Raw genomic sequence first — 22,718 nt, 5'->3', positions numbered from 1 at the left:
GCCCCGATGCGCCGTTATCCTTGGCAACATCCGAGCCCGTCCATCCCACATGAGGGGCGAACGAGCGACAGATCAACGACGTGGCAGGTATTGCATTGGATCTACAGGCTTACCCTGGCGGCGAATCTCGAAGTGAAGCTTCACCCGGTCAGTTCCTGTGGAACCCATCTCGGCAATCTGTTGCCCGACTTTGACCTGCTGCCCCTCACGTACCAACAGCCTTCGGTTGTGACCGTAGGCACTCACGTAGGTATCGCTGTGTTTGATGATCACCAATTCACCGTAGCCCCGTAACCCACTCCCGGCGTAGACAACGGATCCACCAGACGCAGCAAGGACAGGCTGTCCCAATTCACCTGCGATATCAATGCCTTTATTCAAACTACCGTTTGAGGAAAAACGTCCGATAATCGCACCACTGGCAGGCCATGCCCACCCCGTCGCCGAACGCTGAACAGGCTCCACGGGCGTGGTTGCCGGGGTCACGACGACCGGCGTCGAAGGCTGTGTGGTGGTTCTTGCCGGAGGCGCCTGAACCGGCGTGGTTGGCCGACTTGGCGTAGTCACTACAGGTGTGCTGGCAGAAGGGGACGAGGTCGCTACCGGCCTGCTCGAACTGCCTGAGCCGAAGCGAATAACCTGGCCAACCCGGATCATGTAGGGAGCGGCGATGGCGTTGTGGGCGGCCAGCGCTTTCCAGTCCCAGCCGTAGCGAAAGGCGATGGAGTAAAGTGTGTCTCCTCGTTGCACGCGGTATTGACCAGACGTCACCGGCTGGCGCTGCGCGGCAGCGTTGTTGCGGTCCACTACCTGCACATTACCGGAGTGCGAGCTGGCACAACCTGCCAGTACCGTGCTCAACACGGCCAGAACCAGCACATTGCGTAGCATGCCCGAGCAAAAGCGCCCTTGATTGGCTGTGAAACTCACCCGTATCTCCCTTGCAGACGGCCTCGAGCGACCCGTAACGAACGCCGAAACGTCAGACTTCTTGCAACTGGCGGCGGCGCGCCAGCCATTCCACACCCAGCACCAATACGATGGCAAAACAGCTCAGGGCAATGGCCAGCAGCAGTTGTGCGTCTTCGCCACTGACATCAGAGAACTGCCACGGCAGTAGATTGACCTGTTCCAGAGGAAACGATTCACCATGACGGTTGATTTGCCATGTAAGCGTCTGCTTCCAGGGCCATACCTTGACCAGCGAACCCAGCATCAGGCCAGCGAGAAACGCCATGGTCAGGTCGCGCATATGCGCCAGCAGCCAGCTCAGTGCCTTGGAAAAGGTCAGCAGGCCCAGCACGCAACCGGCAGAAAATATCGCCAGTACCGCCAGATCGAAATTCTTCACGGCACCCAGCACCACCGGGTAAAGCCCCAGCAACACCAGGATGAAGCTCCCAGAGATGCCCGGCAGAATCATCGCGCTGATGGCGATGGCGCCGGCGATGAACAGCATCAGTGGGTCAGCGGAGAGCTGCATGGGCACAGCGAGCGTGATCCACAGCGCGAACGCCAGCCCCACTGCGAAACCGACCAGCCGATTGGCGCGCCAGGCACTCACTTCGCGCCCCACCAGGTACACGGAAACCAGCACAAGACCGAAGAAGAACGCCCACAGCGGTACCGGGTGCTCGCTCATCAGGAAACTGATCGCCCGCGCCAGGGTGAAGATGCTGCTGAGGATGCCGAGCATGACGACCAGCAGAAAGCTGGCGTTGCAAGCCTGCCAGGCATCCTTGACGCGTCCGCGGAAGAACAGCAGGAGCGCTTCGGGCATGGCGGCAAACGAGGCGAGCAGCTTGTCGTATATACCTGTGATCAGGGCGACGGTGCCACCGGAGAAACCGGGCACCACGTCGACAGCGCCCATGGCTATCCCTTTGGTATATAGCAACAAGGTTTTCTTCATGCATCCTTCCGTATTGATTGAATCAGGCCAGAGGGCCGTTAAGCAGGGGCACGAACCGAACCGCGTCGAGTACGTGCCGAGAAAAACCATGTTCCTCGCGAATGATCAGTAACAATTGCTGAACGTCACCTGAACCGACAGGAATGACCAGTCGCCCACCTGGGGCCAATTGATCCAACAGGGCCTGGGGCACATCGGATGCAGCAGCCGTGACGATAATGCCATTGTAGGGCGCCAGTGCAGGCCAGCCTTCCCAGCCATCGCCCCAGCGGAACACCACGTTGCGCAGGCTGAGTTTGACCAGTCGTTCCTTGGCCCGTTCCTGCAGGCCCTGAATGCGCTCGACCGTGAACACCCGCTCGACCAGTTGAGCCAGAATCGCTGTCTGGTAACCGGACCCCGTACCGATCTCCAGCACCTTGTCCAACGGACCGGCGGCGAGCAGCAACTCGCTCATGCGCGCGACCATGTAGGGCTGCGAGATGGTCTGGTTATGGCCGATCGGCAGCGCCGTGTCTTCATAGGCACGGTGGGCCAGTGCCTCGTCGACGAACAGATGGCGCGGTGTACGGCGAATCACTTCGAGCACCTGGGCGTTCGACAGGCCTTCATCGTAGAGACGCTGGATCAGGCGCTCGCGGGTGCGCTGAGAGGTCATGCCAATCCCGTGGCGGTCATGCTCCCGATTCATGTCATCAGCCCCTCCAGCCAGGGTTTGAGGCGATTCAGGCCATCCTGATAGGTGCGGTCGAGTTGCAGCGGCGTTACCGAGACGTAGCCCTGCATCACCGCGTGAAAGTCGGTGCCCTGAGCGCCATCTTCCACGTCGCCGGCAGCGGCGATCCAATAACCTTCCTTGCCACGCGGGTTGACCACTTTCACCGGCGCCGCAGCCCGAGCGCGATGGCCGAGTCGGGTCAGTTGCACGCCACGGATATGCTCGAGTGGCAGATTGGGCACGTTGACGTTGAGCACGGTGCGCGGCGGCAGATCGAGCTGCTCATGGGCCTCGACCAGCTTGCGAGCGAAATAAGCGGCGGTCGGCATGTTTTCGGCGGAACGCGAAAGCAGCGAAAAGGCGAATGCCGGGCGGGCCAGGAAACGGCCTTCGAGAGCCGCGGCTACGGTACCTGAATACAGCACGTCATCACCGAGGTTGGCCCCCAGGTTGATACCCGCCACGACCAGATCGGCAACGTCGGGCAGCAGGCCATGGAGTCCCAGGTGCACGCAGTCGGTCGGCGTACCATTGAGACTGATGTAGCCGTTGGCCAGGACGCACGGGTGCAGCGGGCGATCGAGGGTCAGCGAACTGCTCGCGCCGCTTCGGTCACCATCGGGTGCAATCACTGTGCAGTCGGCGTAATCGGCCAGCGCAGCATGCAACGCGGCAAGGCCCGGTGCGGCCACGCCGTCATCGTTTGAAATCAGAATACGCATGGGTTGTCCGTCTGCCCTGCAGGCAAAAGGTCGACGATTTCGCGCACCAGAGCAGTGGCGAAACATCCAGCCGGCAGGACGAATTCCAGTTGCAGAATGTCAGGCTCGGGATAATGCCACGTCAAACCGCTAATGGGGAGGCGCAGGATACGCCGTTCGTGCGCCATGCCCGCTTCTGCCAGCCATAAGGCCAGCTGCGCCTCGGCGTCACCGATGCCCTGCTCCAGATGTCGAGTGCTTCCAGCCGCTGGGGACGGGCCTTCGCCCCACAACGGACCGGTCGGGTGCAAGTCCAGCTGGGCCAATCGCGGATCCAGGCATTCGGCTTCACCGGCAGCGAAAAAACTGCGGCTGTTGGTGAACGCCAGCAGGTCGCCGGGCTGCGCCTGGTTCCAGGTGCCGGCGGCGACTCGCTCGGCCAATACCCGGTTGAACAGAAAGCTGCGCGCGGCCGACAGGACGCGAGAGCGCACATTGCGCTTTTCCGGCAGCTCCTTGCGCTCGGCGAAATGCCGGGCATGCGCAACGTTGCCGCCCTCGAAACCGAAGCGCTGAGCGCCGTAGTAATTGGGAATGCCCTGGGCGGCGATGCTTCTCAGGCGTTCATCCAGCGCCGCCTGATCGGCCTGCAAGGCAGTCAGGCGCAGGATGAAACCATTGGCAGCATGGGCGCCGCGCTGCAGCTTTCGCGAATGGCGAACCTGCTTGAGGATCACCAGGGATTCGTCCTGAGCCTTACCCAGATCGGGATCGCTCTTGCCGGGCAAATGCAGGCTGAACCACTGCCGAGTCAACGCCTGGCGATCCTTCAGCCCGGCATAACTGATCATTCGTACCGGCACTCCGGCGGCACGCGCCAGGCGGATAGCAGCCTCCTCGGTATTCAGGCCACGCTTCTCGACCCACAGCCACAGATGCTCACCTGCGCCGGACAATTCGATATCCAGCACTTCGTCGACCTGAAAATCCTCGGCGACGGCCTTAAGAACAGCCTTTCCGCAGGGCTCGCCATAGGCCCGCGGGCCGAGCAGTTCCAGTTCGGTCATGCGCTGACCAGCAAGGCCACGGCATGCACCGCGATACCTTCTTCACGGCCCACGAAACCCAGCTTCTCGGTGGTGGTGGCCTTGACGTTGACCTGATCCAGTTCGACCTGCAGATCCTCGGCGATCAGCCGGCGCATCGCTTCGATATGCGGAGCCATCTTTGGCGCCTGAGCTTCGATGGTGGCGTCGACGTTGCCAACCTTCCAGCCCTTGGCGTGAACCAGCCCCAGCACATGGCGCAACAGCACACGGCTGTCAGCGCCCTTGAAGTCAGGGTCGGTATCCGGGAAATGCTTGCCGATATCACCGAGCGCTACGGCGCCGAGCAACGCATCGGCAAGGGCATGCAGCACCACATCGCCATCGGAGTGGGCAACCAGGCCGAACTTGTGGGGGATACGCACACCGCCCAGGGTAATGAAATCCCCATCGCCGAAGCGGTGCACATCGTAACCATGGCCAATCCGCATGAACCGATGCCCTCGCAAAAAAGGCCGATTCTACCCGAAAGAACAACTGGAGGCGGACTTGCCCGGCTGCTGAAGCGGCCAATGGAATAAAACCCATTCCCGCCTAGCCATTTTCAGTGATCTCCATGTCGAGCAAAACACCGCGCTCCGGCACAGGTTGCTCAGGGCGTCAGCGCGCGACCGTACAGGCGACCTGAAGAGAAAAACCGCAAGGCAGCTTCCCCCTCCACCGCCTTCGCAAACTCTATATCGCGAAAATGTTGGAATGTTCTCGCCCTACGGATAGTCGACAAGAGGTAGCAAAACATTTCTAGCAACCATGGAGACCATCATGGCCGTAGCACGCAAACCGACAGCAGCAAAACCCAAGGCAAAAGCCAGCGCACAGAAACTCAAGGGCGATGGCCTGGCCATCAATACCAGCGTCGATGGCGCTGCCCGCGAGAAGGTCGCTGAAGCACTGACCAAGGCGGTCGCGGACAGCTACACCCTGTACGTCAAGACCCTGGGCGTGCACTGGAACGTGCAAGGCTCGAACTTCTATGGCCTGCACAAGCTGACCGACGCGCAGTACAACGAAATTCATCAGGCCGCTGACGAGCTTGCCGAGCGTATCCGCGCCCTGGGCAAACTGGCGCCGACCGGTGGGGAAACCTTCCGCGCGCTCACCGTCATCGACAATGAAGCGCCACACAAACCTACACCGCAGATGATCGGCGAGCTGGTGAAGGACAACGAAGCAGTGGCTCGGCGCATGAGCGAGTTCGCTGAACTCGCCGAAGAAGCCGGTGACCTGTTCAGCCACGACATGCTGGTAGCGCGCATCGGCGTGCACGAGCAGAATGCCTGGATGCTGAGATCCAGTCTGGGTGAGTGATCCGTAGCAGCGAAAGGAAGGGCGCTGCCGGTTGAACCGGTAGCGCCCTTTTTCATTCAGCGAGCCAGCGCCTCGGCATGATGGCGCAAGTGGTCTTCGATGAAACTGGCGATGAAGTAGTAGCTGTGGTCATACCCCGGCTGCAGGCGCAGGGTCAGCGGATGGCTGGCCGCCTTGGCCGCCGCTTCCAGCGCATGAGGCTTGAGCTGGCCGTCGAGAAAATCGTCACGATCTCCCTGGTCCACCAGAATCGGCAACTTCTCCGTCGCATCGGCGATCAGCACGCTGGCATCCCATTCGCGCCAGCGCGAACGGTCGTCACCGAGATAGTTGGAAAACGCCTTCTCGCCCCACGGGCAGTTCAGCGGATTGGTGATCGGCGAAAAGGCCGAGACCGAAGCATAACGCCCCGGATTCTTGAGCGCGCAGATCAACGCGCCGTGGCCGCCCATGGAGTGTCCGGCGATACCGCGCTTGTCGGATACCGGAAAGTTGGCCTCGATCAACGCTGGCAGTTCCTGCACCACGTAATCGTACATGCGGTAATGACGCGCCCAGGGCTCCTGCGTCGCATTGACGTAGAAGCCGGCACCCAGACCGAAGTCGTACGCGCCATTGGCGTCGTCCGGCACGCCCTCACCGCGCGGGCTGGTGTCGGGGGCGACGATGATCAGGCCGAGCTCGGCTGCCATGCGCTGGGCGCCGGCCTTCTGCATGAAGTTCTCGTCGGTGCAGGTCAGCCCGCTGAGCCAATACAGCACTGGCAGCCTGGCGCCCTTCTCGGCTTGCGGCGGCAGATAGACGGCGAACACCATGTCGCAGTTGAGCGACGTGGAGCGGTGGCGATAGCGCTTGTGCCAGCCGCCAAAGCTCTTGTTGCTGGAAACGATTTCCAAAGTCATGACGAGTCCTCACGGGCGGCGGACAAGCCGTCGGGCGACGGCGTTATCCGCCCCACTGATCAATAGTGGATGACGGTGCGGATGCTCTTGCCTTCGTGCATCAGATCGAAGGCGTCGTTGATCTGCTCCAGGCCCATGGTGTGGGTGATGAAGGTATCCAGCGGGATTTCGCCACTCTGCGACTTCTCCACATAGCTCGGCAGTTCGGTGCGGCCCTTGACGCCACCGAAAGCCGAACCACGCCAAACGCGACCGGTTACCAGCTGGAACGGGCGGGTGCTGATTTCCTGGCCAGCACCGGCCACGCCGATGATCACGCTTTCACCCCAGCCCTTGTGCGCGCACTCCAGTGCGGCGCGCATCAGTTGCACGTTGCCGACGCATTCGAAGCTGTAGTCCACACCGCCATCGGTCAACTCGATGATCACGTCCTGGATCGGCTTGTCGTAATCCTTCGGATTGACGAAATCGGTCGCGCCCAACTCGCGGGCGACGTCGAACTTGGCCGGATTGATATCGACGGCGATGATGCGCGAGGCCTTGGCCATCTTCGCTCCGATGATCGCTGCCAGGCCGATGCCACCCAGGCCGAAGATGGCAACGGTGGCGCCCTCCTCCACCTTGGCGGTGTTGAGCACGGCGCCGATACCGGTGGTCACGCCACAGCCGAGCAGGCAGACCTTTTCCAGCGGCGCTTCCTTCGGAATGACAGCCAGGGAGACTTCCGGCAGGACGGTGTATTCGGAGAACGTCGAGCAGCCCATGTAGTGATAGATCGGCTCACCGTTGTAGCTGAAGCGCGACGTACCGTCGGGCATCAGGCCCTTGCCCTGGGTAGCACGCACCGAGCTGCACAGGTTGGTCTTGCCCGACAGGCAGAATTTGCACTTGCGGCATTCGGCGGTGTACAGCGGAATCACGTGATCCCCTACAGCCACCGATGTCACGCCCTCGCCGATGGCTTCGACGATGCCGCCACCTTCGTGACCGAGGATCGAGGGGAATACGCCCTCGGAGTCGGCACCGGACAAGGTGTAGGCGTCGGTGTGGCAAACACCGGTCGCGACGATGCGCACCAGCACTTCCCCGGCCTTGGGCGGCTCGACATCCACTTCGACGATTTTCAGCGGCTCGTTGGGCGCAAAGGCTACGGCGGCGCGCGACTTGATCATATCCAGATTCTCCTGATGGGAAAGCGATGGGGAGGGAGTGTAGTAGACCCACAGCGAGAGATAATCAGGCAGAATGCAAAACATTATTGCCATCTAGGGACAATCAATCGCTGGCCAAGCAAAAGGGGAAGAACATGAATCGCTGGGAAGGCCTGGACGAATTCGTCGCTGTGGCGGAATGCGGCCAGTTCACGGCTGCCGCCGAACGCCTGGGGTTGTCTTCATCCCAGGTAAGCCGACAAATCGCCCGCCTGGAAGAACGCCTGCATACCCGGCTGTTCTATCGCACCACGCGCAAGGTGGCGCTGACCGAGGCGGGTCAGACCTTTCTGCAGCATTGCCAGCGCCTGCAGGATGCACGGGAGGAAGCGCTCAATGCGATTGGCGATCTGGGCGGCGAGCCCAAGGGGCTGCTGCGCATGACCTGTGCGGTGGCCTATGGCGAGCGCTTCATCGTGCCATTGGTCACCGCCTTCGCCGCCCGCCACCCGAGGCTTTCCGTGGATATCGAACTGAGCAATCGCACCCTGGACCTGCTCCAGGACGGTTTCGACATCGCCATTCGCCTGGGCCGCCTGCAGGTCTCGCGAATGCTCGCGACGCGCCTGGCGCCAAGGCGCATGTACCTGTGCGCATCGCCTGACTACCTGCAGCGCTACGGTCGCCCGCACAGCCTCTCGGAGCTGGCTCGACACAATTGCCTGGTTGGCAGCAGCGATGTCTGGACATTCCAGCTAGATGGCCGCGAAGCCTCGCAACGGGTTCAGGGCAACTGGCGCTGCAACAGCGGCCAGGCCGTGCTGGATGCGGCGCTCGGCGGGCTGGGCCTGTGCCAGCTGCCCGACTATTACGTGCTCGAACACCTGCGCAGTGGCGCCCTGGTGTCCCTGCTCGCCAATCACCAGCCACCGAATACCGCGGTGTGGGCGCTCTACCCGCAACAACGGCATCTGTCGCCCAAGGTCAGGCAACTGATCGATGCGTTGCGTGACGGTTTGAGCCAACGAGTCGAATACACCTAGCCGCTCATATGCTGTCACAACCGTCCGCGAACCTCTGTCGTCATCACCCCGTCGTAAATCATGAGGCCCTTGTTCGGGCCGTTGCGAACCCACCAGCATGAGGAAATGGTTATGCAGGTCATGGTCAACAGCGGAAAACACGTCGACACCTCGATGGCATTCAAGACGGATATCCGAAGCCGAGTACGAGACAAGTTACAGCGCTATGAGGAACATCTCACCCGCGTGGAAATTCATCTCTCCGACGAAAACGCCCTGAAAAGCGGCCCCCAGGACAAACGCTGCAAGGTAGAAGCACGCATGAAGGGGCGCGACCCCATGTCGGTGTCCTTCGATGCCTGCGAAATGCAGCAGGCCATCGACGGCGCCATGAACAGGCTCACCAGTGTGCTCGATCGCAACCTTGGCAAAAACGCCAACAAGTGGATTCACTGAGAGCGGTCCACCTGCGCCACCCGGAGCATCGCCCCAGTACGAATCGATGGGGCCTTGCCGCGGTGCCGGCGTCGCCTGAAGGATTCGCCGCGGGGGCGGGGCTCCTACCGGTGGAGCAACGGCGTCAGCTGCGGCCGCGCCAGACGCGCTCCAGATAGTGCAGGTCTTCCGGGCGGGTGACCTTGAGGTTATCCGCCCGGCCTTCGACGAGACGTGGCGACTGACCGGCCCACTCGATGGCCGACGCTTCGTCGGTCACTGCAACATCCGATACCAGTGCTTCGGCGAGCGCGCGGTGCAAGGCACCCAGGCGGAACATCTGCGGTGTGTAGGCCTGCCAGATGACCGAGCGATCGATGGTTTCGCGCACACGCCCATCGCTGCCGATACGCTTGAGGGTGTCACGAGCGGGAACGGCAAGCAGCCCGCCTACCGCGTCGTCAGCCAGCTCGGCCAGTAAAAGGTCGAGATCGGACTGCGCCAGATTGGGCCGTGCTGCGTCGTGCACCAGCACCCAATCCTGCTCACTGGCGCCCAGTTCTCCCAGACGCAGCAACGCATTGAGCACCGAGTCGGCGCGCTCGGCACCGCCGTTGGCAATATGGATGCGCGGGTCGCGGGCGCAACTCAGGTTTGGCCAGAACGGGTCGTCCTCGGCCAGGCTGACCACCACGCCACGCAGGCACGGATGGTCGAGGAAACAGTTGAGGGTATGTTCGAGAATGCTCTTGCCGGCCAGCTGCAGATACTGCTTGGGCTTGTCGGCACGCATGCGGCTACCGATACCGGCGGCCGGAATCACCGCCCAGAAGGACGGCAGATCAGGAGTGTTCATTCAGCCAACTGATAGAGGGTTTCGCCGTCCTTGACCATGCCCAGCTCATGGCGGGCTCGCTCTTCGACGGTTTCCATGCCTTTCTTGAGCTCCATCACTTCCGCCTCGAGGATGCGGTTGCGCTCGAGCAGACGCTCGTTCTCGCCTTCCTGGTCGGCAATCTGCTGCTGCAGATCGGTAACCTGCGCCAGACTGCCCTCGCCGACCCACAGGCGATATTGCAGCCCTGCAAGTACCAGAACCAGAACGAGAAACAGCCAGTAGGAACTACGCATGGCAGGTGAGGCACTCGGATAAGAAAGGGTCGCTGCTGCGGACATCTGTCGATTCTCCCTGCGTCATCGGCATCCGACAAGACCGTGAAGTCGACTCGACAGATCTTCACAGCGTCCGCGTGGCGAGGTGTTGACCACCTCGCCGAGCGAACCTACCTTAGCCGCGGAACTCGCCGCGACCACGGTACGGCGCCTTGGCGCCCAGTTGCTCTTCGATACGCAGCAACTGGTTGTACTTGGATACGCGGTCGGAGCGGCACAGCGAGCCGGTCTTGATCTGACCAGCGGCAGTACCGACCGCCAGATCGGCGATGGTGCTGTCTTCAGTCTCGCCACTGCGGTGCGAGATGACCGCGGTGTAACCAGCAGCCTTGGCCATCTGGATGGCTTCCAGGGTTTCGGTCAGCGAGCCGATCTGGTTGAACTTGATCAGGATCGAGTTACCGATGCCCTTGTCGATGCCTTCCTTGAGGATCTTGGTGTTGGTCACGAACAGGTCGTCGCCAACCAGCTGGACCTTGTTGCCGATCTTGTCGGTGAGGATCTTCCAGCCCGCCCAGTCGGACTCGTCCAGACCGTCTTCGATGGAGATGATCGGGAAGCGCTCGGTCAGGCCTTTCAGGTACTCGGCAAAACCTTCGGCGTCGAAGGATTTACCCTCGCCTGACAGGTTGTACTTGCCGTCTTCGTAGAACTCGCTGGCCGCGCAGTCCAGTGCCAGGGTAACGTCGGTGCCCAGCTTGTAACCCGCATTGGCCACGGCTTCGGCAATGGCCGACAGCGCGTCTTCGTTGGAAGCCAGGTTCGGCGCGAAACCGCCCTCGTCGCCAACAGCGGTGCTCAGGCCACGAGCCTTCAGCACGGCCTTGAGGTGATGGAAGATTTCCGCGCCGATACGCAGGCCGTCGGCGAAGTTCTTCGCACCAACCGGCTGCACCATGAATTCCTGGATATCGACGTTGTTGTCGGCATGCTCGCCGCCGTTGATGATGTTCATCATCGGTACGGGCATGGAGTACTGGCCAGGGGTGCCATTGAGGTTGGCGATGTGCGCGTACAGCGGCAGATCCTGATCCTGGGCGGCGGCCTTGGCGGCTGCCAGGGAGACGGCGAGGATCGCGTTGGCGCCCAGAGTGGCTTTGTTTTCGGTGCCGTCCAGATCGATCATGATCTTGTCCAGAGCCTTCTGGTCGACCGGATCCTTGCCCAGCAGCGCATCGCGGATCGGGCCATTGATGTTGCCAACGGCCTTGAGAACGCCCTTGCCGAGGTAACGGCTCTTGTCGCCATCACGCAGTTCCAGCGCTTCGCGCGAACCGGTGGAGGCACCGGAAGGCGCACAGGCGCTACCGACGATGCCATTGTCGAGGATTACGTCCGCTTCCACGGTGGGGTTGCCACGGGAGTCGAGAACCTCACGACCCTTGATGTCGACGATCTTTGCCATTCTTGTAAGCTCTCCAGAAATTGTCGAAAACGCACTGCTGCATTCGGCTGCCAGTACCGGGCACGATCAACGGCAGACCGGGCTGACATGACAAACCCGGCCAAAAGGCCGGGCGGTGAAACAGATAAGCGAACCGTGGAAACGCCGGTCAGGCGGTTTCGATCGGATCCTGACTCTTGATCAGATCATCCAGCTGCTTGAGCTGCGCCAGGAACGGCTCGAGCTTGTCGAGACGCAAGGCACAAGGGCCATCGCACTTGGCATTTTCCGGATCCGGATGCGCCTCGAGGAACAGCCCCGCGAGCCCCTGGCTCATGCCGGCCTTGGCCAGCTCGGTCACCTGAGCACGACGCCCGCCCGCAGAATCCGAGCGGCCGCCCGGCATCTGCAGGGCGTGGGTGACGTCGAAGAACACCGGGTACTCGAAGGCCTTCATGATGCCGAAGCCCAGCATGTCCACCACCAGGTTGTTGTACCCGAAGGAAGAACCACGCTCGCAGAGGATGAGCTGATCGTTCCCGGCTTCGACACACTTGGCGAGAATATGTTTCATTTCCTGAGGCGCGAGGAACTGCGCCTTCTTGATGTTGATCACTGCACCGGTCTTGGCCATGGCCACCACCAGGTCGGTCTGCCGCGAGAGGAAGGCAGGCAACTGGATGATGTCGCAGACGTCCGCCACCGGCTGCGCCTGGTGGGGTTCGTGCACATCGGTGATCACCGGCACGCCGAAGGTCTTCTTCACTTCCTCGAAGATCTTCATGCCCTCTTCCAGGCCAGGGCCGCGGAAGGAAGTCACCGACGAACGGTTGGCCTTGTCGAAGCTTGCCTTGAACACATAAGGGATACCGAGCTTTTCGGTAACCCGCACGTATTCCTCGCAGGTACGCAGCGCGAGGTCACGGGACTCCAGCACGTTGATGCCGCCAAACAGCACGAACGGCTTGTCGTTGGCGACATCGATCGCGCCAACGCGGATGGTCTTCTGCGCCATGGGTCAGGCCTTCTTCGCTTGGTGCGCCAGTGCGGCGTTGACGAAACCACTGAACAGCGGGTGGCCGTCACGCGGCGTGGAGGTGAATTCCGGGTGGAACTGACAGGCGACGAACCATGGATGATCCGCGCTCTCGACCACTTCGACCAGGGCGCCGTCACCGGAACGACCGGTGACCTTCAGGCCAGCGTCGATCAGTTGCGGCAGCAGGTTGTTGTTCACTTCGTAGCGATGGCGGTGGCGCTCGACGATCACGTCCTTGCCGTAGCAATCGTGAACCTTGGAGCCGCTCAGCAGTTGGCAATCCTGGGCGCCCAGGCGCATGGTGCCGCCAAGGTCGGAGGCTTCGGTGCGCTGTTCAGTCGCGCCGGTCGCATCCTGCCACTCGGTGATCAGACCGACCACCGGATGCTTGCTGGCGATGTCGAACTCGGTGGAGTTGGCATCATCCCAGCCCAACACGTTACGGGCGAACTCGATGACCGCCACCTGCATGCCCAGGCAGATGCCCAGGTAGGGAATCTTGTTCTCGCGAGCGTACTGGACGGTCTTGATCTTGCCTTCCACGCCACGCAGACCGAAACCGCCTGGAACCAGAATGGCATCGACGCCCTGCAGCAGGTCGGTGCCCTTGTTCTCGATGTCTTCGGAATCGATATAGCGCAGGTTGACCTTGGTACGGTTGCTGATACCGGCATGGCTCATCGCTTCGATCAGCGACTTGTAGGCATCCAGAAGCTCCATGTACTTACCGACCATGGCGATGTTGACTTCTTTTTCCGGGTTCAGCTTGGCATCGACCACGCGATCCCACTCGGACAGGTCGGCACCGCGGCATTCCAGAGCGAAACGCTCGACGACGAAATCATCCAGACCCTGCGAGTGCAGGATGCCCGGGATCTTGTAGATGGTGTCGGCGTCTTCCAGGGCGATTACGGCACGCTCTTCGACGTTGGTGAACTGGGCGATCTTGCGGCGCGACGACAGGTCGATCGGGTGATCGGAGCGGCACACCAGTACGTCCGGCTGCAGGCCGATGGAGCGCAGTTCCTTGACCGAGTGCTGGGTCGGCTTGGTCTTGGTTTCGCCTGCGGTGGCGATGTACGGAACCAGCGTCAGGTGCATCAGCATGGCGCGCTTGGCGCCCACTTCGAAACGCAGCTGGCGGATAGCCTCGAGGAACGGCTGCGACTCGATATCCCCCACGGTGCCGCCGATTTCGACCATGGCGACGTCGGCGTCGCCGGCACCCTTGATGATGCGGCGTTTGATCTCGTCGGTGATGTGCGGGATGACCTGGATGGTCGCGCCCAGATAATCACCACGGCGCTCTTTGCGCAGCACGTCTTCGTAGACGCGGCCAGTGGTGAAGTTGTTGCTCTTGGTCATCGTGGTGCGGATGAACCGCTCATAGTGACCCAGGTCGAGATCGGTCTCGGCACCGTCGTGAGTGACGAACACTTCACCGTGCTGGAACGGGCTCATGGTGCCCGGATCGACGTTGATGTAGGGATCCAGTTTGAGCATCGTGACCTTCAGGCCCCGCGCCTCCAGGATTGCCGCCAAGGATGCCGAGGCGATGCCTTTCCCCAATGAAGAAACAACACCACCCGTGACGAAAATGAAGCGCGTCATGAAAAACCCTAAGAAGTCAGCAGTGGCGGTCGAGCCGCCGGGGAGCAGAGAAGGCCTTGGTTCACCTTAGCAAACATGGCGAACCATGCTGGCAAATAGCAAACATCCACCGCTTCTGGAGAAGCAGCGAATACCTGAATAGAGACGGGAGCGTAGTCTACCGGAAACGTCCTGAGTGGGGAAGAACACGAAGTCCGAAGCAGCGCAAAAGCTGCTGAGATGAGACCTGCCCGGAACCCGGAAAAGCCTCTGGCCTGGGGCTTGGCGCCTGCGACATCGACGCGGCAGCCAGCCCTCAGGCGCGTACGTCGACAGCCCCGGCAAGATGCCGATCGATCTGCGTTGGCTGCCAGTGAAACGTACCGCAACCGGGGCTGGCGAGCAGATTGGCTAGCGCCACGGGCCGTCCGTCGCACAACAGCAGCGGGATGCGCCCACGGACGAATTCGGGCACACCGGCTTCCTGCAGGAGACGCTTGAGATCACGCCGACCGCGCCCTGGCACCTCGAGAATCTCGCCGCCCTGACGATAGCCGACGCTCAACCGTCCCTCCGGTATGGTGCCCTCGAGCCAGACGCGACCATTACCCGGCAATGCCAGTGGCTGCTCAACCAGAGGCCAGGGCTGCGCTTGGCCCGACCAGGTTGCAGACCAGCCAGTACCGAGCCAGAACAGGCAACCGCCATGACGTCGCAACTCGCCGCTTTCCAGTCGCCAGACCGGGCTGGCGTCGGGCCCCGCATCACGCAGATCGACCCACCCCTGCCAATGGCGACTATCGGGCAAGCGGGTGAAATCAGCCAGCCAGTGGCGCAGCACGTTGCGTTGACGGGCATCGGAAAGTCCGCGCAACGCTTGCAGATCCAGACTGGGAACGGTCAGCCAATCGAAAGCCGGCGACGCCTGGGCTCGCTGCAGATCGAGCTCGGCGAGCTCCTGCAGCAACCCCAGCGCCTCGGCCTGATGCTCCGCGGTACGGGCCAGTACCTGGGATGCTTTAGGCCAATGCGCGTGCAAGAGCGGCAGGACCTCGCGACGTAAAAAATTGCGCGCAAGGCGGGTGTCGGCATTCGACGGGTCCTCCACCCAGCGCAGCCCATGCGCCTCGGCATGAGCCTCCAGCGCGCTGCGCGGCACGTCCAGCAGGGGGCGCACGGCATGCCCGGCGGCCAGCGCACGGCTGGCCGCCATGGCCGCCAGACCGCGCACCCCAGCACCACGCAGCAGACGATAGAGAACGGTCTCCGCCTGGTCGTCCTGATGCTGAGCGAGAAGCAGTACCTCCCCCGGATTCAGCCGCGCGGAAAACGCAGCATAACGAGCGTCACGCGCCGCTCGCTCCAAACTGGCACCCGGCGCGACCTGCACATGCTCGACATGCAGCGGCACGCCCAGCTCATCGCACAGGCGCTGGCAATGCAGCGGCCAGGCGTCGGCCGCGGCCTGCAAACCGTGATGCACATGGATAGCGGAGATGGGGGGCAGTGCATGGCTTCGAGCAGCCACTGCCAGCGCGTGCAGAAGCACGGTGGAGTCGAGCCCGCCGGAGAAAGCGACTCGCCAGGCAGATGCCTCACGCCACGGAGCGAGGCGCGCGAGCAGAGCCGATTCGAGGGTCATGCGGCGGCTCAGCGAAGCGACCCCGCAGGCATGCGCGTCGCCAGCACGGCGACTCGCATGCCTGCGGGGCAAACCGGCATCAGGCGATACCGTAGCTCATCAGACGCTCGTAACGACGCGCCAGCAGGGCATCGGTATCGAGTTTGCCGAGATCCTCGAGCTGAGCGCTCAGGACCTGGCGGATGGATTCAGCGGCAGCGGCCGGATCACGGTGCGCACCACCCAGAGGCTCGGCGATCACCTTGTCGACGATGCCCAGGCCCTTCAGGCGCTCGGCGGTGATACCCATGGCTTCAGCGGCGTCCGGTGCCTTTTCGGCGGTTTTCCACAGGATCGACGCACAACCTTCCGGCGAAATCACCGCATAGGTCGAATACTGCAGCATGTTCAGGTTGTCGCACACGCCGATGGCCAGTGCACCACCGGAACCACCCTCACCGATGACGGTGGAGATGATCGGCGTTTTCAGACGCGCCATGACACGCAGGTTCCAGGCGATCGCTTCGCTCTGGCCGCGCTCTTCGGCATCGATACCCGGGTAGGCGCCCGGGGTGTCGATGAAGGTCAGGATCGGCATCTTGAAGCGCTCGGCCATTTCCATCAGGCGACAGGCCTTGCGGTAACCTTCAGGACGCGGCATGCCGAAGTTGCGACGTACCTTCTCGCGAACCTCACGGCCCTTCTGGTGGCCGATGACCATGGCCGGCTGGCCATTGAGGCGCGCAACGCCACCAACGATGGCGGCGTCGTCGGAGAAATGACGATCACCGTGCAGCTCGTCGAACTCGGTGAAGATGTGTTGCAGGTAGTCCAGGGTATAAGGCCGCTGCGGGTGACGGGCAAGCCTGGCGATCTGCCAACTGGTCAGATTGCCGAAGATGCTCTCGGTCAGCGTACTGCTCTTGTCCTGCAGACGGGCGATTTCGTCGCCGATGTTCAGGGAGTTGTCATTACCAACCAGGCGAAGCTCTTCGATCTTGGCTTGCAGGTCGGCAATCGGCTGTTCGAAATCGAGATAATTCGGGTTCATAGGCATCCGTCATGCGTCGACGGCCACAGGGCCGGGGAGCGTGTATCCATTTGGCGCCTACCTTATAGGAACAGGCGCATTCAGGTCGACACTTGCAAGGCACTTCCGGCAGCGAATCTGCCAGCGAATGCACCTTGGCATTCACTCGGCAGCCAAACCCGGAGGGGTTCGGTCGCGTCGGCGGCGATCATGCAGTGTCACGGGCTTCGTGCGGAGCCTTGGCCCCGCATTTCAGCACCGCAATTCTAGCGGTATTGCAGGAAGACGTTTTCTCGTCCGAACTGGTCACGCAAAGCTTGAATCAAGCTGTCGGCCGGGTCGATTCGCCAGTCCTCGCCAAACTGCAGCAAGGCTTTGGCATCGGCACCGGTGTAGTCCACGGTGATCGGACAGGCGCCACGGTGACGACGGCACAGCTCACCCAGCCAGCGTAGACGATCACCCTTCAAGGCAGTGGCCTGCACGCGAACGCGCAAACTCTCGGCCAGCCCGGTACGCGCCTCCTCGAGACTCATCACTCGCTTGGCGCGCAAACGCATGCCACCGGAGAAGTCGTCGTTGCTGACTTCCCCTTCCACCACCACCAGAGCATCGCTCTGCAGCAGCGCCTGGTTGCTGGCGAAGGCATCGGCGAACAGCGAGGCCTCGATACGCCCGGAACGGTCGTCCAGGGTGATGAACCCCATCTTGTCGCCCTTCTTGTTCTTCATCACCCGCAGGTTGACGATCAGGCCGGCGACGGTCTGGGTGTCACGTGCCGGCTTGAGATCGACGATGCGCTGGCGGGCGAAACGCCGCACTTCGCTTTCGTACTCGTCGATCGGGTGGCCGGTCAGATAAAGGCCCAGGGTGTCCTTCTCGCCCTTGAGTCGCTCTTTGAGCGACAGCTCCTTGGCGCGGTGATGGTTGGCGTAAACGTCCGCCTCGGGACTGGCGAACACGCCGCCGAACAGATCCATATGGCCGCTATCATGACTGCGCGCGGTCTGCTCGGCGGCCTGAACGGCCTCCTCCATCGCCGACAGCAACACCGCACGATTGCGGTCGATATTGGCCTGATAGGCCTTGAGCTCGTCGTAAAAGTGCGGCCCCAGACGATCCAGCGCACCACTGCGGATCAATGCATCCATGGTGCGTTTGTTGATGCGCTTGAGGTCGACCCGCGAGCAGAAGTCGAACAGATCCTTGAACGGGCCGTCCTGACGCGCCTCGACAATGGCCTCGACCGGGCCTTCGCCAACACCCTTGACCGCGCCCAGGCCATAAAGAATCCGCGGCACGTCGTTCGCGTCATGACTGACGGTGAACTTGAACTCGGAGGCGTTCACATCTGGCGGATCGATGCGCAACTTCATGTTGCGGCATTCCTCAATGAGGATCACCACCTTGTCGGTGTTGTGCATGTCCGCCGACAGTACCGCAGCCATGAACGGCGCCGGGTAATGCGCCTTCAGCCAGGCGGTCTGGTAGGAAACCAGGCCATAGGCCGCCGAGTGAGACTTGTTGAAACCATAACCGGCGAACTTTTCCACCAGGTCGAAGATGTTGCCCGCCAGCTCGGCATCGATATTGTTGTTGGCACAGCCTTCGATGAAACCACCACGCTGCTTGGCCATTTCCTCGGGCTTCTTCTTGCCCATGGCACGGCGCAGCATGTCCGCCTGGCCGAGGGTATAACCGCCCATGACCTGGGCGATCTGCATAACCTGTTCCTGGTAGAGGATGATCCCGTAGGTCGGCTTGAGTACCGGCTCCAGGCCCGCGTACTGGTAATCAGAATGCGGATAGGACAGCTCGGCACGACCGTGCTTGCGGTTGATGAAGTCATCCACCATGCCGGACTGCAACGGACCAGGACGGAACAACGCCACCAGAGCGATCATGTCTTCCAGGCAGTCGGGCTTGAGCTTCTTGATCAGCTCCTTCATGCCGCGCGATTCGAGCTGGAAGACCGCGGTGGTCTCCGCCTTCTGCAGCATCTGATAGGTCGGCTTGTCATCCAGCGGGATGAAATCGATGTTGACCAGATTCTCTTCCGGCTCGCCCGCCGCACGCTGGTCGCGGTGAATGGTTTCCAGGGCCCACTTGATGATGGTCAGGGTACGCAGGCCGAGGAAGTCGAACTTCACCAGGCCGGCTTGCTCGACATCGTCCTTGTCGAACTGGGTCACCAGCCCGGCGCCCTCTTCATCGCAGGCGATAGGCGAAAAGTCGGTCAACTTGGTCGGTGCGATCACCACGCCCCCGGCGTGCTTGCCGGTACCGCGCACGATGCCCTCGAGCTTCAGGGACATGTCCCAGATCTCGGCTGCCTCTTCGTCGTTCTTGAGGAAATCGCGCAGCGGTTCCTCCATCTCGAAGGCCTTTTCCAGGGTCATGCCGACTTCGAACGGAATCATCTTCGACAGGCGATCCGCCAGGCCGTAGGACTTGCCCTGCACCCGCGCCACGTCACGCACCACCGCCTTGGCCGCCATCGAACCGAAGGTGATGATCTGGCTCACCGCGTTACGGCCGTACTTCTCGGCCACGTAATCGATGACCCGGTCACGGCCATCCATGCAGAAGTCGACGTCGAAGTCGGGCATGGATACACGTTCGGGGTTGAGGAAGCGCTCGAACAGCAGGTCGTAGGCCAACGGATCGAGGTCGGTGATCTTCTGCACGTAGGCCACCAGCGAACCGGCACCTGAACCCCGCCCAGGACCGACCGGCACGCCGTTGCTCTTGGCCCACTGGATGAAGTCCATAACGATCAGGAAGTAGCCGGGGAAGCCCATCTGGATGATGATATCCAGCTCGAAATTCAGCCGATCGATATAGACCTGCTTCTTCGCGTCGTAGTCCGGGGTGTCCTTGGGCAGCAGCACCTCGAGGCGCTCCTCCAGGCCGTCGAACGACACCTTGCGGAAGTACTCGTCGATGGTCATGCCTTCCGGCACGGGGAAGTCAGGCAGGAAGTACTTGCCGAGCAGAACCTCGATATTGCAGCGCTTGGCGATCTCGACGGTGTTTTCCAGCGCGTCGGGAAGATCGCTGAACAGCTCGGCCATCTCTTGTGGCGACTTCAGGTACTGCTGGTCGGAGTAGATACGTGGCCGGCGCGGGTCGTCGAGAATGCGGCTTTCACCGATGCAGACGCGAGTTTCGTGGGCCTCGAAGTCACCCTGCTTGAGGAAGCGCACATCGTTGGTAGCGACCAGCGGAGCCCCCAGCCTATCAGCCAGGGCCACGGCTGCATGCACGTGCTCTTCGTCATTGACGCGGCTGGTGCGCTGCACTTCCAGATAGAAACGCTCCGGGAACACGGCCTGCCATTCCTGCAGCAACGCTTCGGCCCGGGCCAGCTCGCCATCGAGCAGCGCATGGCCGATTTCACCTTCCTTGGCACCGGACAGGGCGATCAGGCCCTCGCTGGCAGCTTTCACCCAGTCACGCTGGATGATCACCAGATCATTGCTCTGCCCTTCACTCCAGCCACGGGAAACCAGCTCGGTGAGGTTGCGATAGCCCTTGGGGTTCATCGCCAACAGGGTCATGCGGGTCAGCGGGCCGTCTTCGTAAGCGCTGGCAAGCCAGATATCGGCACCACAGATCGGCTTGATACCGGCGCCCATGGCGGCTTTGTAGAACTTAACCAACGAGCACATGTTGCTCATGTCGGTGACCGCCACCGCCGGCATGCCCGAGCCGGCCACGGCCTTGACCAGAGGTTTGACGCGAACCAGTCCGTCGACCAGAGAGTATTCGGTGTGCAGGCGAAGATGAACGAAAGAAACAGCCATGAAGAAGCCCTGCAGGAAAAGCGACAAGACGCGGATTGTACCGTAACTGGAAGGATGGACAGCGTCCTGAGTAGGCTCAGTCCGCTCCAGTGGCTTCCAGCAATCGGCGCACCGGCGCGAAGGAGCGCCGATGGATGGGGGTCGGGCCCAGGCGCATCAGGGCCTCGAGGTGCACGGGCGTCGGATAACCCTTGTGCAGGGCGATGCCATAACCCGGATACAGCGCGTCGAGCTCACGCATCTCGCGATCGCGACTGACCTTGGCGAGAATCGAGGCCGCGGCGATGGCCGGCACCTGAGCATCGCCACCGACCACCGGCGCACTGGGCACAGAGAGTTTCGGGCAGCGATTGCCGTCGATCAGCGCCAGTTTTGGCGTTACGCTCAGGCCCTCGACGGCACGCTGCATGGCAAGCATGGTGGCATGCAGGATATTCAGGCGGTCGATCTCTTCCACGTCAGCGCGGGCAATGCACCAGGCCAGGGCCTTTTCGCGGATTTCATCGAACAGCTTCTCGCGCCGGGCCTCGCTGAGTTTCTTGGAGTCGTTGAGACCGAGGATCGGCCGTGCCGGGTCGAGAATCACCGCGGCGGTGACCACTGCGCCACACAAAGGGCCACGGCCGACTTCGTCGACACCGGCGACCAGTTCTTCGACGGTCGAAAAATCCAGCCCCATTTGCATCAGCGACGCCCCAGCAGATCGAGCACCGCGGCAGCCGCGCGCTCGGAGGCGCCGCGTCGCAGGGTGCGGTGAATGGCATCGAAGCCCTCGGTCTGCACGTCGCCATCGACCAGCAGCGGTGCCACCGTCCGAGCCAGGGCATCGGCGGTGGCCGCGTCCTGGATCAGCTCGGGTACCAGCAGGCGCTGCGCGAGCAGGTTGGGCAGCGAGATGTACGGGCTCTTCACCAGGCGTTTGAGAATGCTGAAGGTCATCGGCGCCACACGATAGGCCACCACCATCGGGCGCTTGTACAGCAGCGCCTCGAGGGTAGCGGTGCCGGACGCGATCAGCACGGCATCGCAGGCTGCCAGGGCATCGTGGGAGCGACCGTCGAGCAACTGCAGCGGCAAATCCCGACCGCCGAGCATCTGCTCGAGCTGTTGGCGACGTTCCGGGCTGGCACAGGGCAATACGAAGCGTACACCCGGACGCAGCGCACGCAGACGCTCCGCCGCATCGAGAAACAGGCTGCCCAGACGCGACACTTCACCGCCGCGGCTACCTGGCAGCAAGGCCACCACAGGAGCCTCGAGAGGCAGCCCGAGCAGTTCGCGAGCCGCAGCGCGATCGGCCTGCAACGGGATGGCATCTGCCAGCGGATGGCCGACGAAGCACACAGGGACCTGATGCGCCTCGTAGAACTGCGCCTCGAAAGGAAACAGGGTGAGCATCAGGTCGCAGGCTTCGCGAATCTTCAGCACGCGCTTCTGCCGCCAGGCCCACACCGATGGGCTGACGTAATGCACGGTACGAATTCCGGCACGCCGCAGCTTCAGTTCGACACCCAAGGTGAAATCCGGTGCGTCGATACCGATGAATACATCGGGCTTGCGCGCGATGAGACTGGCGATCAGCCGGCGACGGCGCGACAGCAGCTCGGGTAAACGACCCAGCACCTCGACCAGCCCCATGACCGCAAGGCGCTCCATGGGAAAGTCGCTGACCAGGCCCTCGGCCTGCATGCGTGGGCCGCCCACGCCGATGAACTCCACATTGGGGTGCTGTGCCTTCAGGGCCTGCATCAGGCCTGAACCCAGAATATCGCCGGATGCCTCGCCGGCGACCAGCGCGACACGCAATACCTCAGCCATGG

General features: G+C 62.0%; 22 protein-coding genes. 4 read left to right on the top strand and 18 right to left on the bottom strand.

The window, feature by feature from the left end; genetic code table 11:
- Nucleotides 1-72: 72 nt before the first annotated feature.
- The 6 genes from FHR27_RS00690 to ispF all read right to left on the bottom strand — a co-directional run bounded on the left by FHR27_RS00690 (nucleotide 73) and on the right by ispF (nucleotide 4,868).
- Complete coding sequence (locus FHR27_RS00690) at nucleotides 73-891, bottom strand: peptidoglycan DD-metalloendopeptidase family protein (protein WP_082045847.1); 819 nt, start codon at nucleotides 889-891, stop codon at nucleotides 73-75.
- Between the two features lie 91 nt (nucleotides 892-982).
- Nucleotides 983-1,912 (bottom strand): DUF368 domain-containing protein, encoded by a 930-nt coding sequence (locus FHR27_RS00685; protein ID WP_042555200.1) that lies wholly within the window; start codon nucleotides 1,910-1,912, stop codon nucleotides 983-985.
- A 22-nt stretch (nucleotides 1,913-1,934) separates the two neighbouring features.
- Nucleotides 1,935-2,603 carry a protein-L-isoaspartate(D-aspartate) O-methyltransferase gene (locus FHR27_RS00680; RefSeq protein ID WP_042555199.1) on the bottom strand — a complete coding sequence of 223 codons (669 nt, stop codon included), beginning with the start codon at nucleotides 2,601-2,603 and terminating at the stop codon, nucleotides 1,935-1,937.
- Nucleotides 2,600-3,352, bottom strand: a complete 753-nt coding sequence (gene surE / locus FHR27_RS00675; RefSeq protein ID WP_042555198.1) for a 5'/3'-nucleotidase SurE — start codon at nucleotides 3,350-3,352, stop codon at nucleotides 2,600-2,602. Before surE ends, FHR27_RS00680 begins: the two co-directional genes overlap by 4 nt.
- The gene (gene truD / locus FHR27_RS00670; protein WP_042555197.1) at nucleotides 3,340-4,398 is read right to left on the bottom strand and encodes a tRNA pseudouridine(13) synthase TruD; all 1,059 of its coding nucleotides are present in this window, start codon (nucleotides 4,396-4,398) and stop codon (nucleotides 3,340-3,342) included. Before truD ends, surE begins: the two co-directional genes overlap by 13 nt.
- Nucleotides 4,395-4,868: a 2-C-methyl-D-erythritol 2,4-cyclodiphosphate synthase gene (gene ispF, locus FHR27_RS00665; protein WP_042555196.1), complete on the bottom strand. Its 474-nt coding sequence runs from the start codon at nucleotides 4,866-4,868 to the stop codon at nucleotides 4,395-4,397. The genes truD and ispF overlap by 4 nt, the downstream gene beginning before the upstream one ends.
- A gap of 331 nt (nucleotides 4,869-5,199) precedes the next feature.
- Here ispF and FHR27_RS00660 point away from each other — a divergent pair, with 331 nt between their 5' ends.
- Nucleotides 5,200-5,745, top strand: a complete 546-nt coding sequence (locus FHR27_RS00660) for a Dps family protein (protein WP_052493837.1) — start codon at nucleotides 5,200-5,202, stop codon at nucleotides 5,743-5,745.
- A gap of 56 nt (nucleotides 5,746-5,801) precedes the next feature.
- On the opposite strand, the gene fghA is transcribed toward FHR27_RS00660, so the two are convergent.
- Entirely contained in the window at nucleotides 5,802-6,647 is an 846-nt protein-coding gene (gene fghA / locus FHR27_RS00655) for an S-formylglutathione hydrolase (RefSeq protein WP_179537519.1), read from the bottom strand.
- A gap of 59 nt (nucleotides 6,648-6,706) precedes the next feature.
- Nucleotides 6,707-7,819: an S-(hydroxymethyl)glutathione dehydrogenase/class III alcohol dehydrogenase gene (locus FHR27_RS00650; protein WP_042555194.1), complete on the bottom strand. Its 1,113-nt coding sequence runs from the start codon at nucleotides 7,817-7,819 to the stop codon at nucleotides 6,707-6,709.
- Between the two features lie 134 nt (nucleotides 7,820-7,953).
- Between FHR27_RS00650 and FHR27_RS00645 the strand changes: the two genes are divergently transcribed.
- Together FHR27_RS00645 and FHR27_RS00640 are read left to right on the top strand one after the other, a co-directional pair.
- Nucleotides 7,954-8,841 carry a LysR substrate-binding domain-containing protein gene (locus FHR27_RS00645; protein WP_179537518.1) on the top strand — a complete coding sequence of 296 codons (888 nt, stop codon included), beginning with the start codon at nucleotides 7,954-7,956 and terminating at the stop codon, nucleotides 8,839-8,841.
- A 111-nt stretch (nucleotides 8,842-8,952) separates the two neighbouring features.
- Nucleotides 8,953-9,276: an HPF/RaiA family ribosome-associated protein gene (locus FHR27_RS00640; RefSeq protein WP_042555192.1), complete on the top strand. Its 324-nt coding sequence runs from the start codon at nucleotides 8,953-8,955 to the stop codon at nucleotides 9,274-9,276.
- Nucleotides 9,277-9,400: 124 nt separating this feature from the next.
- On the opposite strand, the gene ispD is transcribed toward FHR27_RS00640, so the two are convergent.
- From ispD to FHR27_RS00615, 5 genes are all read right to left on the bottom strand, one after another.
- Complete coding sequence (ispD, locus tag FHR27_RS00635) at nucleotides 9,401-10,111, bottom strand: 2-C-methyl-D-erythritol 4-phosphate cytidylyltransferase (protein ID WP_042555191.1); 711 nt, start codon at nucleotides 10,109-10,111, stop codon at nucleotides 9,401-9,403.
- The gene (ftsB, locus tag FHR27_RS00630) at nucleotides 10,108-10,386 is read right to left on the bottom strand and encodes a cell division protein FtsB (protein WP_042555190.1); all 279 of its coding nucleotides are present in this window, start codon (nucleotides 10,384-10,386) and stop codon (nucleotides 10,108-10,110) included. Before ftsB ends, ispD begins: the two co-directional genes overlap by 4 nt.
- A 157-nt stretch (nucleotides 10,387-10,543) precedes the next feature.
- Nucleotides 10,544-11,833, bottom strand: a complete 1,290-nt coding sequence (gene eno, locus FHR27_RS00625) for a phosphopyruvate hydratase (protein ID WP_042555189.1) — start codon at nucleotides 11,831-11,833, stop codon at nucleotides 10,544-10,546.
- 148 nt (nucleotides 11,834-11,981) lie between these two features.
- Nucleotides 11,982-12,827 (bottom strand): 3-deoxy-8-phosphooctulonate synthase, encoded by an 846-nt coding sequence (gene kdsA, locus FHR27_RS00620; RefSeq protein ID WP_042555188.1) that lies wholly within the window; start codon nucleotides 12,825-12,827, stop codon nucleotides 11,982-11,984.
- A 3-nt stretch (nucleotides 12,828-12,830) separates the two neighbouring features.
- Entirely contained in the window at nucleotides 12,831-14,420 is a 1,590-nt protein-coding gene (locus FHR27_RS00615; protein ID WP_257027011.1) for a CTP synthase, read from the bottom strand.
- Here FHR27_RS00615 and FHR27_RS26775 point away from each other — a divergent pair.
- Complete coding sequence (locus tag FHR27_RS26775; RefSeq protein WP_236101343.1) at nucleotides 14,347-14,532, top strand: hypothetical protein; 186 nt, start codon at nucleotides 14,347-14,349, stop codon at nucleotides 14,530-14,532. The two genes, FHR27_RS00615 and FHR27_RS26775, sit on opposite strands and share 74 nt — an antisense overlap.
- A gap of 225 nt (nucleotides 14,533-14,757) precedes the next feature.
- Here the strand turns inward: FHR27_RS26775 and tilS are convergent, their stop codons facing one another.
- From tilS to lpxB, 5 genes are all read right to left on the bottom strand, one after another.
- Complete coding sequence (gene tilS / locus FHR27_RS00610) at nucleotides 14,758-16,083, bottom strand: tRNA lysidine(34) synthetase TilS (protein WP_179537517.1); 1,326 nt, start codon at nucleotides 16,081-16,083, stop codon at nucleotides 14,758-14,760.
- A 79-nt stretch (nucleotides 16,084-16,162) separates the two neighbouring features.
- Complete coding sequence (locus FHR27_RS00605; RefSeq protein ID WP_042555185.1) at nucleotides 16,163-17,113, bottom strand: acetyl-CoA carboxylase carboxyltransferase subunit alpha; 951 nt, start codon at nucleotides 17,111-17,113, stop codon at nucleotides 16,163-16,165.
- A 245-nt stretch (nucleotides 17,114-17,358) separates the two neighbouring features.
- Nucleotides 17,359-20,898 carry a DNA polymerase III subunit alpha gene (gene dnaE, locus FHR27_RS00600; RefSeq protein WP_179537516.1) on the bottom strand — a complete coding sequence of 1,180 codons (3,540 nt, stop codon included), beginning with the start codon at nucleotides 20,896-20,898 and terminating at the stop codon, nucleotides 17,359-17,361.
- 76 nt (nucleotides 20,899-20,974) lie between these two features.
- Nucleotides 20,975-21,583 (bottom strand): ribonuclease HII, encoded by a 609-nt coding sequence (rnhB, locus tag FHR27_RS00595; RefSeq protein WP_042555184.1) that lies wholly within the window; start codon nucleotides 21,581-21,583, stop codon nucleotides 20,975-20,977.
- Nucleotides 21,583-22,716: a lipid-A-disaccharide synthase gene (gene lpxB / locus FHR27_RS00590; RefSeq protein WP_042555183.1), complete on the bottom strand. Its 1,134-nt coding sequence runs from the start codon at nucleotides 22,714-22,716 to the stop codon at nucleotides 21,583-21,585. Before lpxB ends, rnhB begins: the two co-directional genes overlap by 1 nt.
- Nucleotides 22,717-22,718 lie beyond the last annotated feature (2 nt).

Origin of the sequence: Pseudomonas flavescens, from assembly GCF_013408425.1 — a bacterium.
Classification (GTDB): domain Bacteria; phylum Pseudomonadota; class Gammaproteobacteria; order Pseudomonadales; family Pseudomonadaceae; genus Aquipseudomonas; species Aquipseudomonas fulva_A.
This window is presented reverse-complemented; position numbering and strand designations above follow the sequence as displayed.

Excerpts from the sequence above, each read along its gene's own strand:
- FHR27_RS00690 (WP_082045847.1), bottom strand. The coding sequence starts at position 891 with ATGCTACGCAATGTGCTGGTTCTGGCCGTGTTGAGCACGGTACTGGCA.
- FHR27_RS00685 (WP_042555200.1), bottom strand. The coding sequence starts at position 1,912 with ATGAAGAAAACCTTGTTGCTATATACCAAAGGGATAGCCATGGGCGCT.
- FHR27_RS00680 (WP_042555199.1), bottom strand. The coding sequence starts at position 2,603 with ATGAATCGGGAGCATGACCGCCACGGGATTGGCATGACCTCTCAGCGC.
- surE (WP_042555198.1), bottom strand. The coding sequence starts at position 3,352 with ATGCGTATTCTGATTTCAAACGATGACGGCGTGGCCGCACCGGGCCTT.
- truD (WP_042555197.1), bottom strand. The coding sequence starts at position 4,398 with ATGACCGAACTGGAACTGCTCGGCCCGCGGGCCTATGGCGAGCCCTGC.
- ispF (WP_042555196.1), bottom strand. The coding sequence starts at position 4,868 with ATGCGGATTGGCCATGGTTACGATGTGCACCGCTTCGGCGATGGGGAT.
- FHR27_RS00660 (WP_052493837.1), top strand. The coding sequence starts at position 5,200 with ATGGCCGTAGCACGCAAACCGACAGCAGCAAAACCCAAGGCAAAAGCC.
- fghA (WP_179537519.1), bottom strand. The coding sequence starts at position 6,647 with ATGACTTTGGAAATCGTTTCCAGCAACAAGAGCTTTGGCGGCTGGCAC.
- FHR27_RS00650 (WP_042555194.1), bottom strand. The coding sequence starts at position 7,819 with ATGATCAAGTCGCGCGCCGCCGTAGCCTTTGCGCCCAACGAGCCGCTG.
- FHR27_RS00645 (WP_179537518.1), top strand. The coding sequence starts at position 7,954 with ATGAATCGCTGGGAAGGCCTGGACGAATTCGTCGCTGTGGCGGAATGC.
- FHR27_RS00640 (WP_042555192.1), top strand. The coding sequence starts at position 8,953 with ATGCAGGTCATGGTCAACAGCGGAAAACACGTCGACACCTCGATGGCA.
- ispD (WP_042555191.1), bottom strand. The coding sequence starts at position 10,111 with ATGAACACTCCTGATCTGCCGTCCTTCTGGGCGGTGATTCCGGCCGCC.
- ftsB (WP_042555190.1), bottom strand. The coding sequence starts at position 10,386 with ATGCGTAGTTCCTACTGGCTGTTTCTCGTTCTGGTTCTGGTACTTGCA.
- eno (WP_042555189.1), bottom strand. The coding sequence starts at position 11,833 with ATGGCAAAGATCGTCGACATCAAGGGTCGTGAGGTTCTCGACTCCCGT.
- kdsA (WP_042555188.1), bottom strand. The coding sequence starts at position 12,827 with ATGGCGCAGAAGACCATCCGCGTTGGCGCGATCGATGTCGCCAACGAC.
- tilS (WP_179537517.1), bottom strand. The coding sequence starts at position 16,083 with ATGACCCTCGAATCGGCTCTGCTCGCGCGCCTCGCTCCGTGGCGTGAG.
- FHR27_RS00605 (WP_042555185.1), bottom strand. The coding sequence starts at position 17,113 with ATGAACCCGAATTATCTCGATTTCGAACAGCCGATTGCCGACCTGCAA.
- dnaE (WP_179537516.1), bottom strand. The coding sequence starts at position 20,898 with ATGGCTGTTTCTTTCGTTCATCTTCGCCTGCACACCGAATACTCTCTG.
- rnhB (WP_042555184.1), bottom strand. The coding sequence starts at position 21,583 with ATGCAAATGGGGCTGGATTTTTCGACCGTCGAAGAACTGGTCGCCGGT.
- lpxB (WP_042555183.1), bottom strand. The coding sequence starts at position 22,716 with ATGGCTGAGGTATTGCGTGTCGCGCTGGTCGCCGGCGAGGCATCCGGC.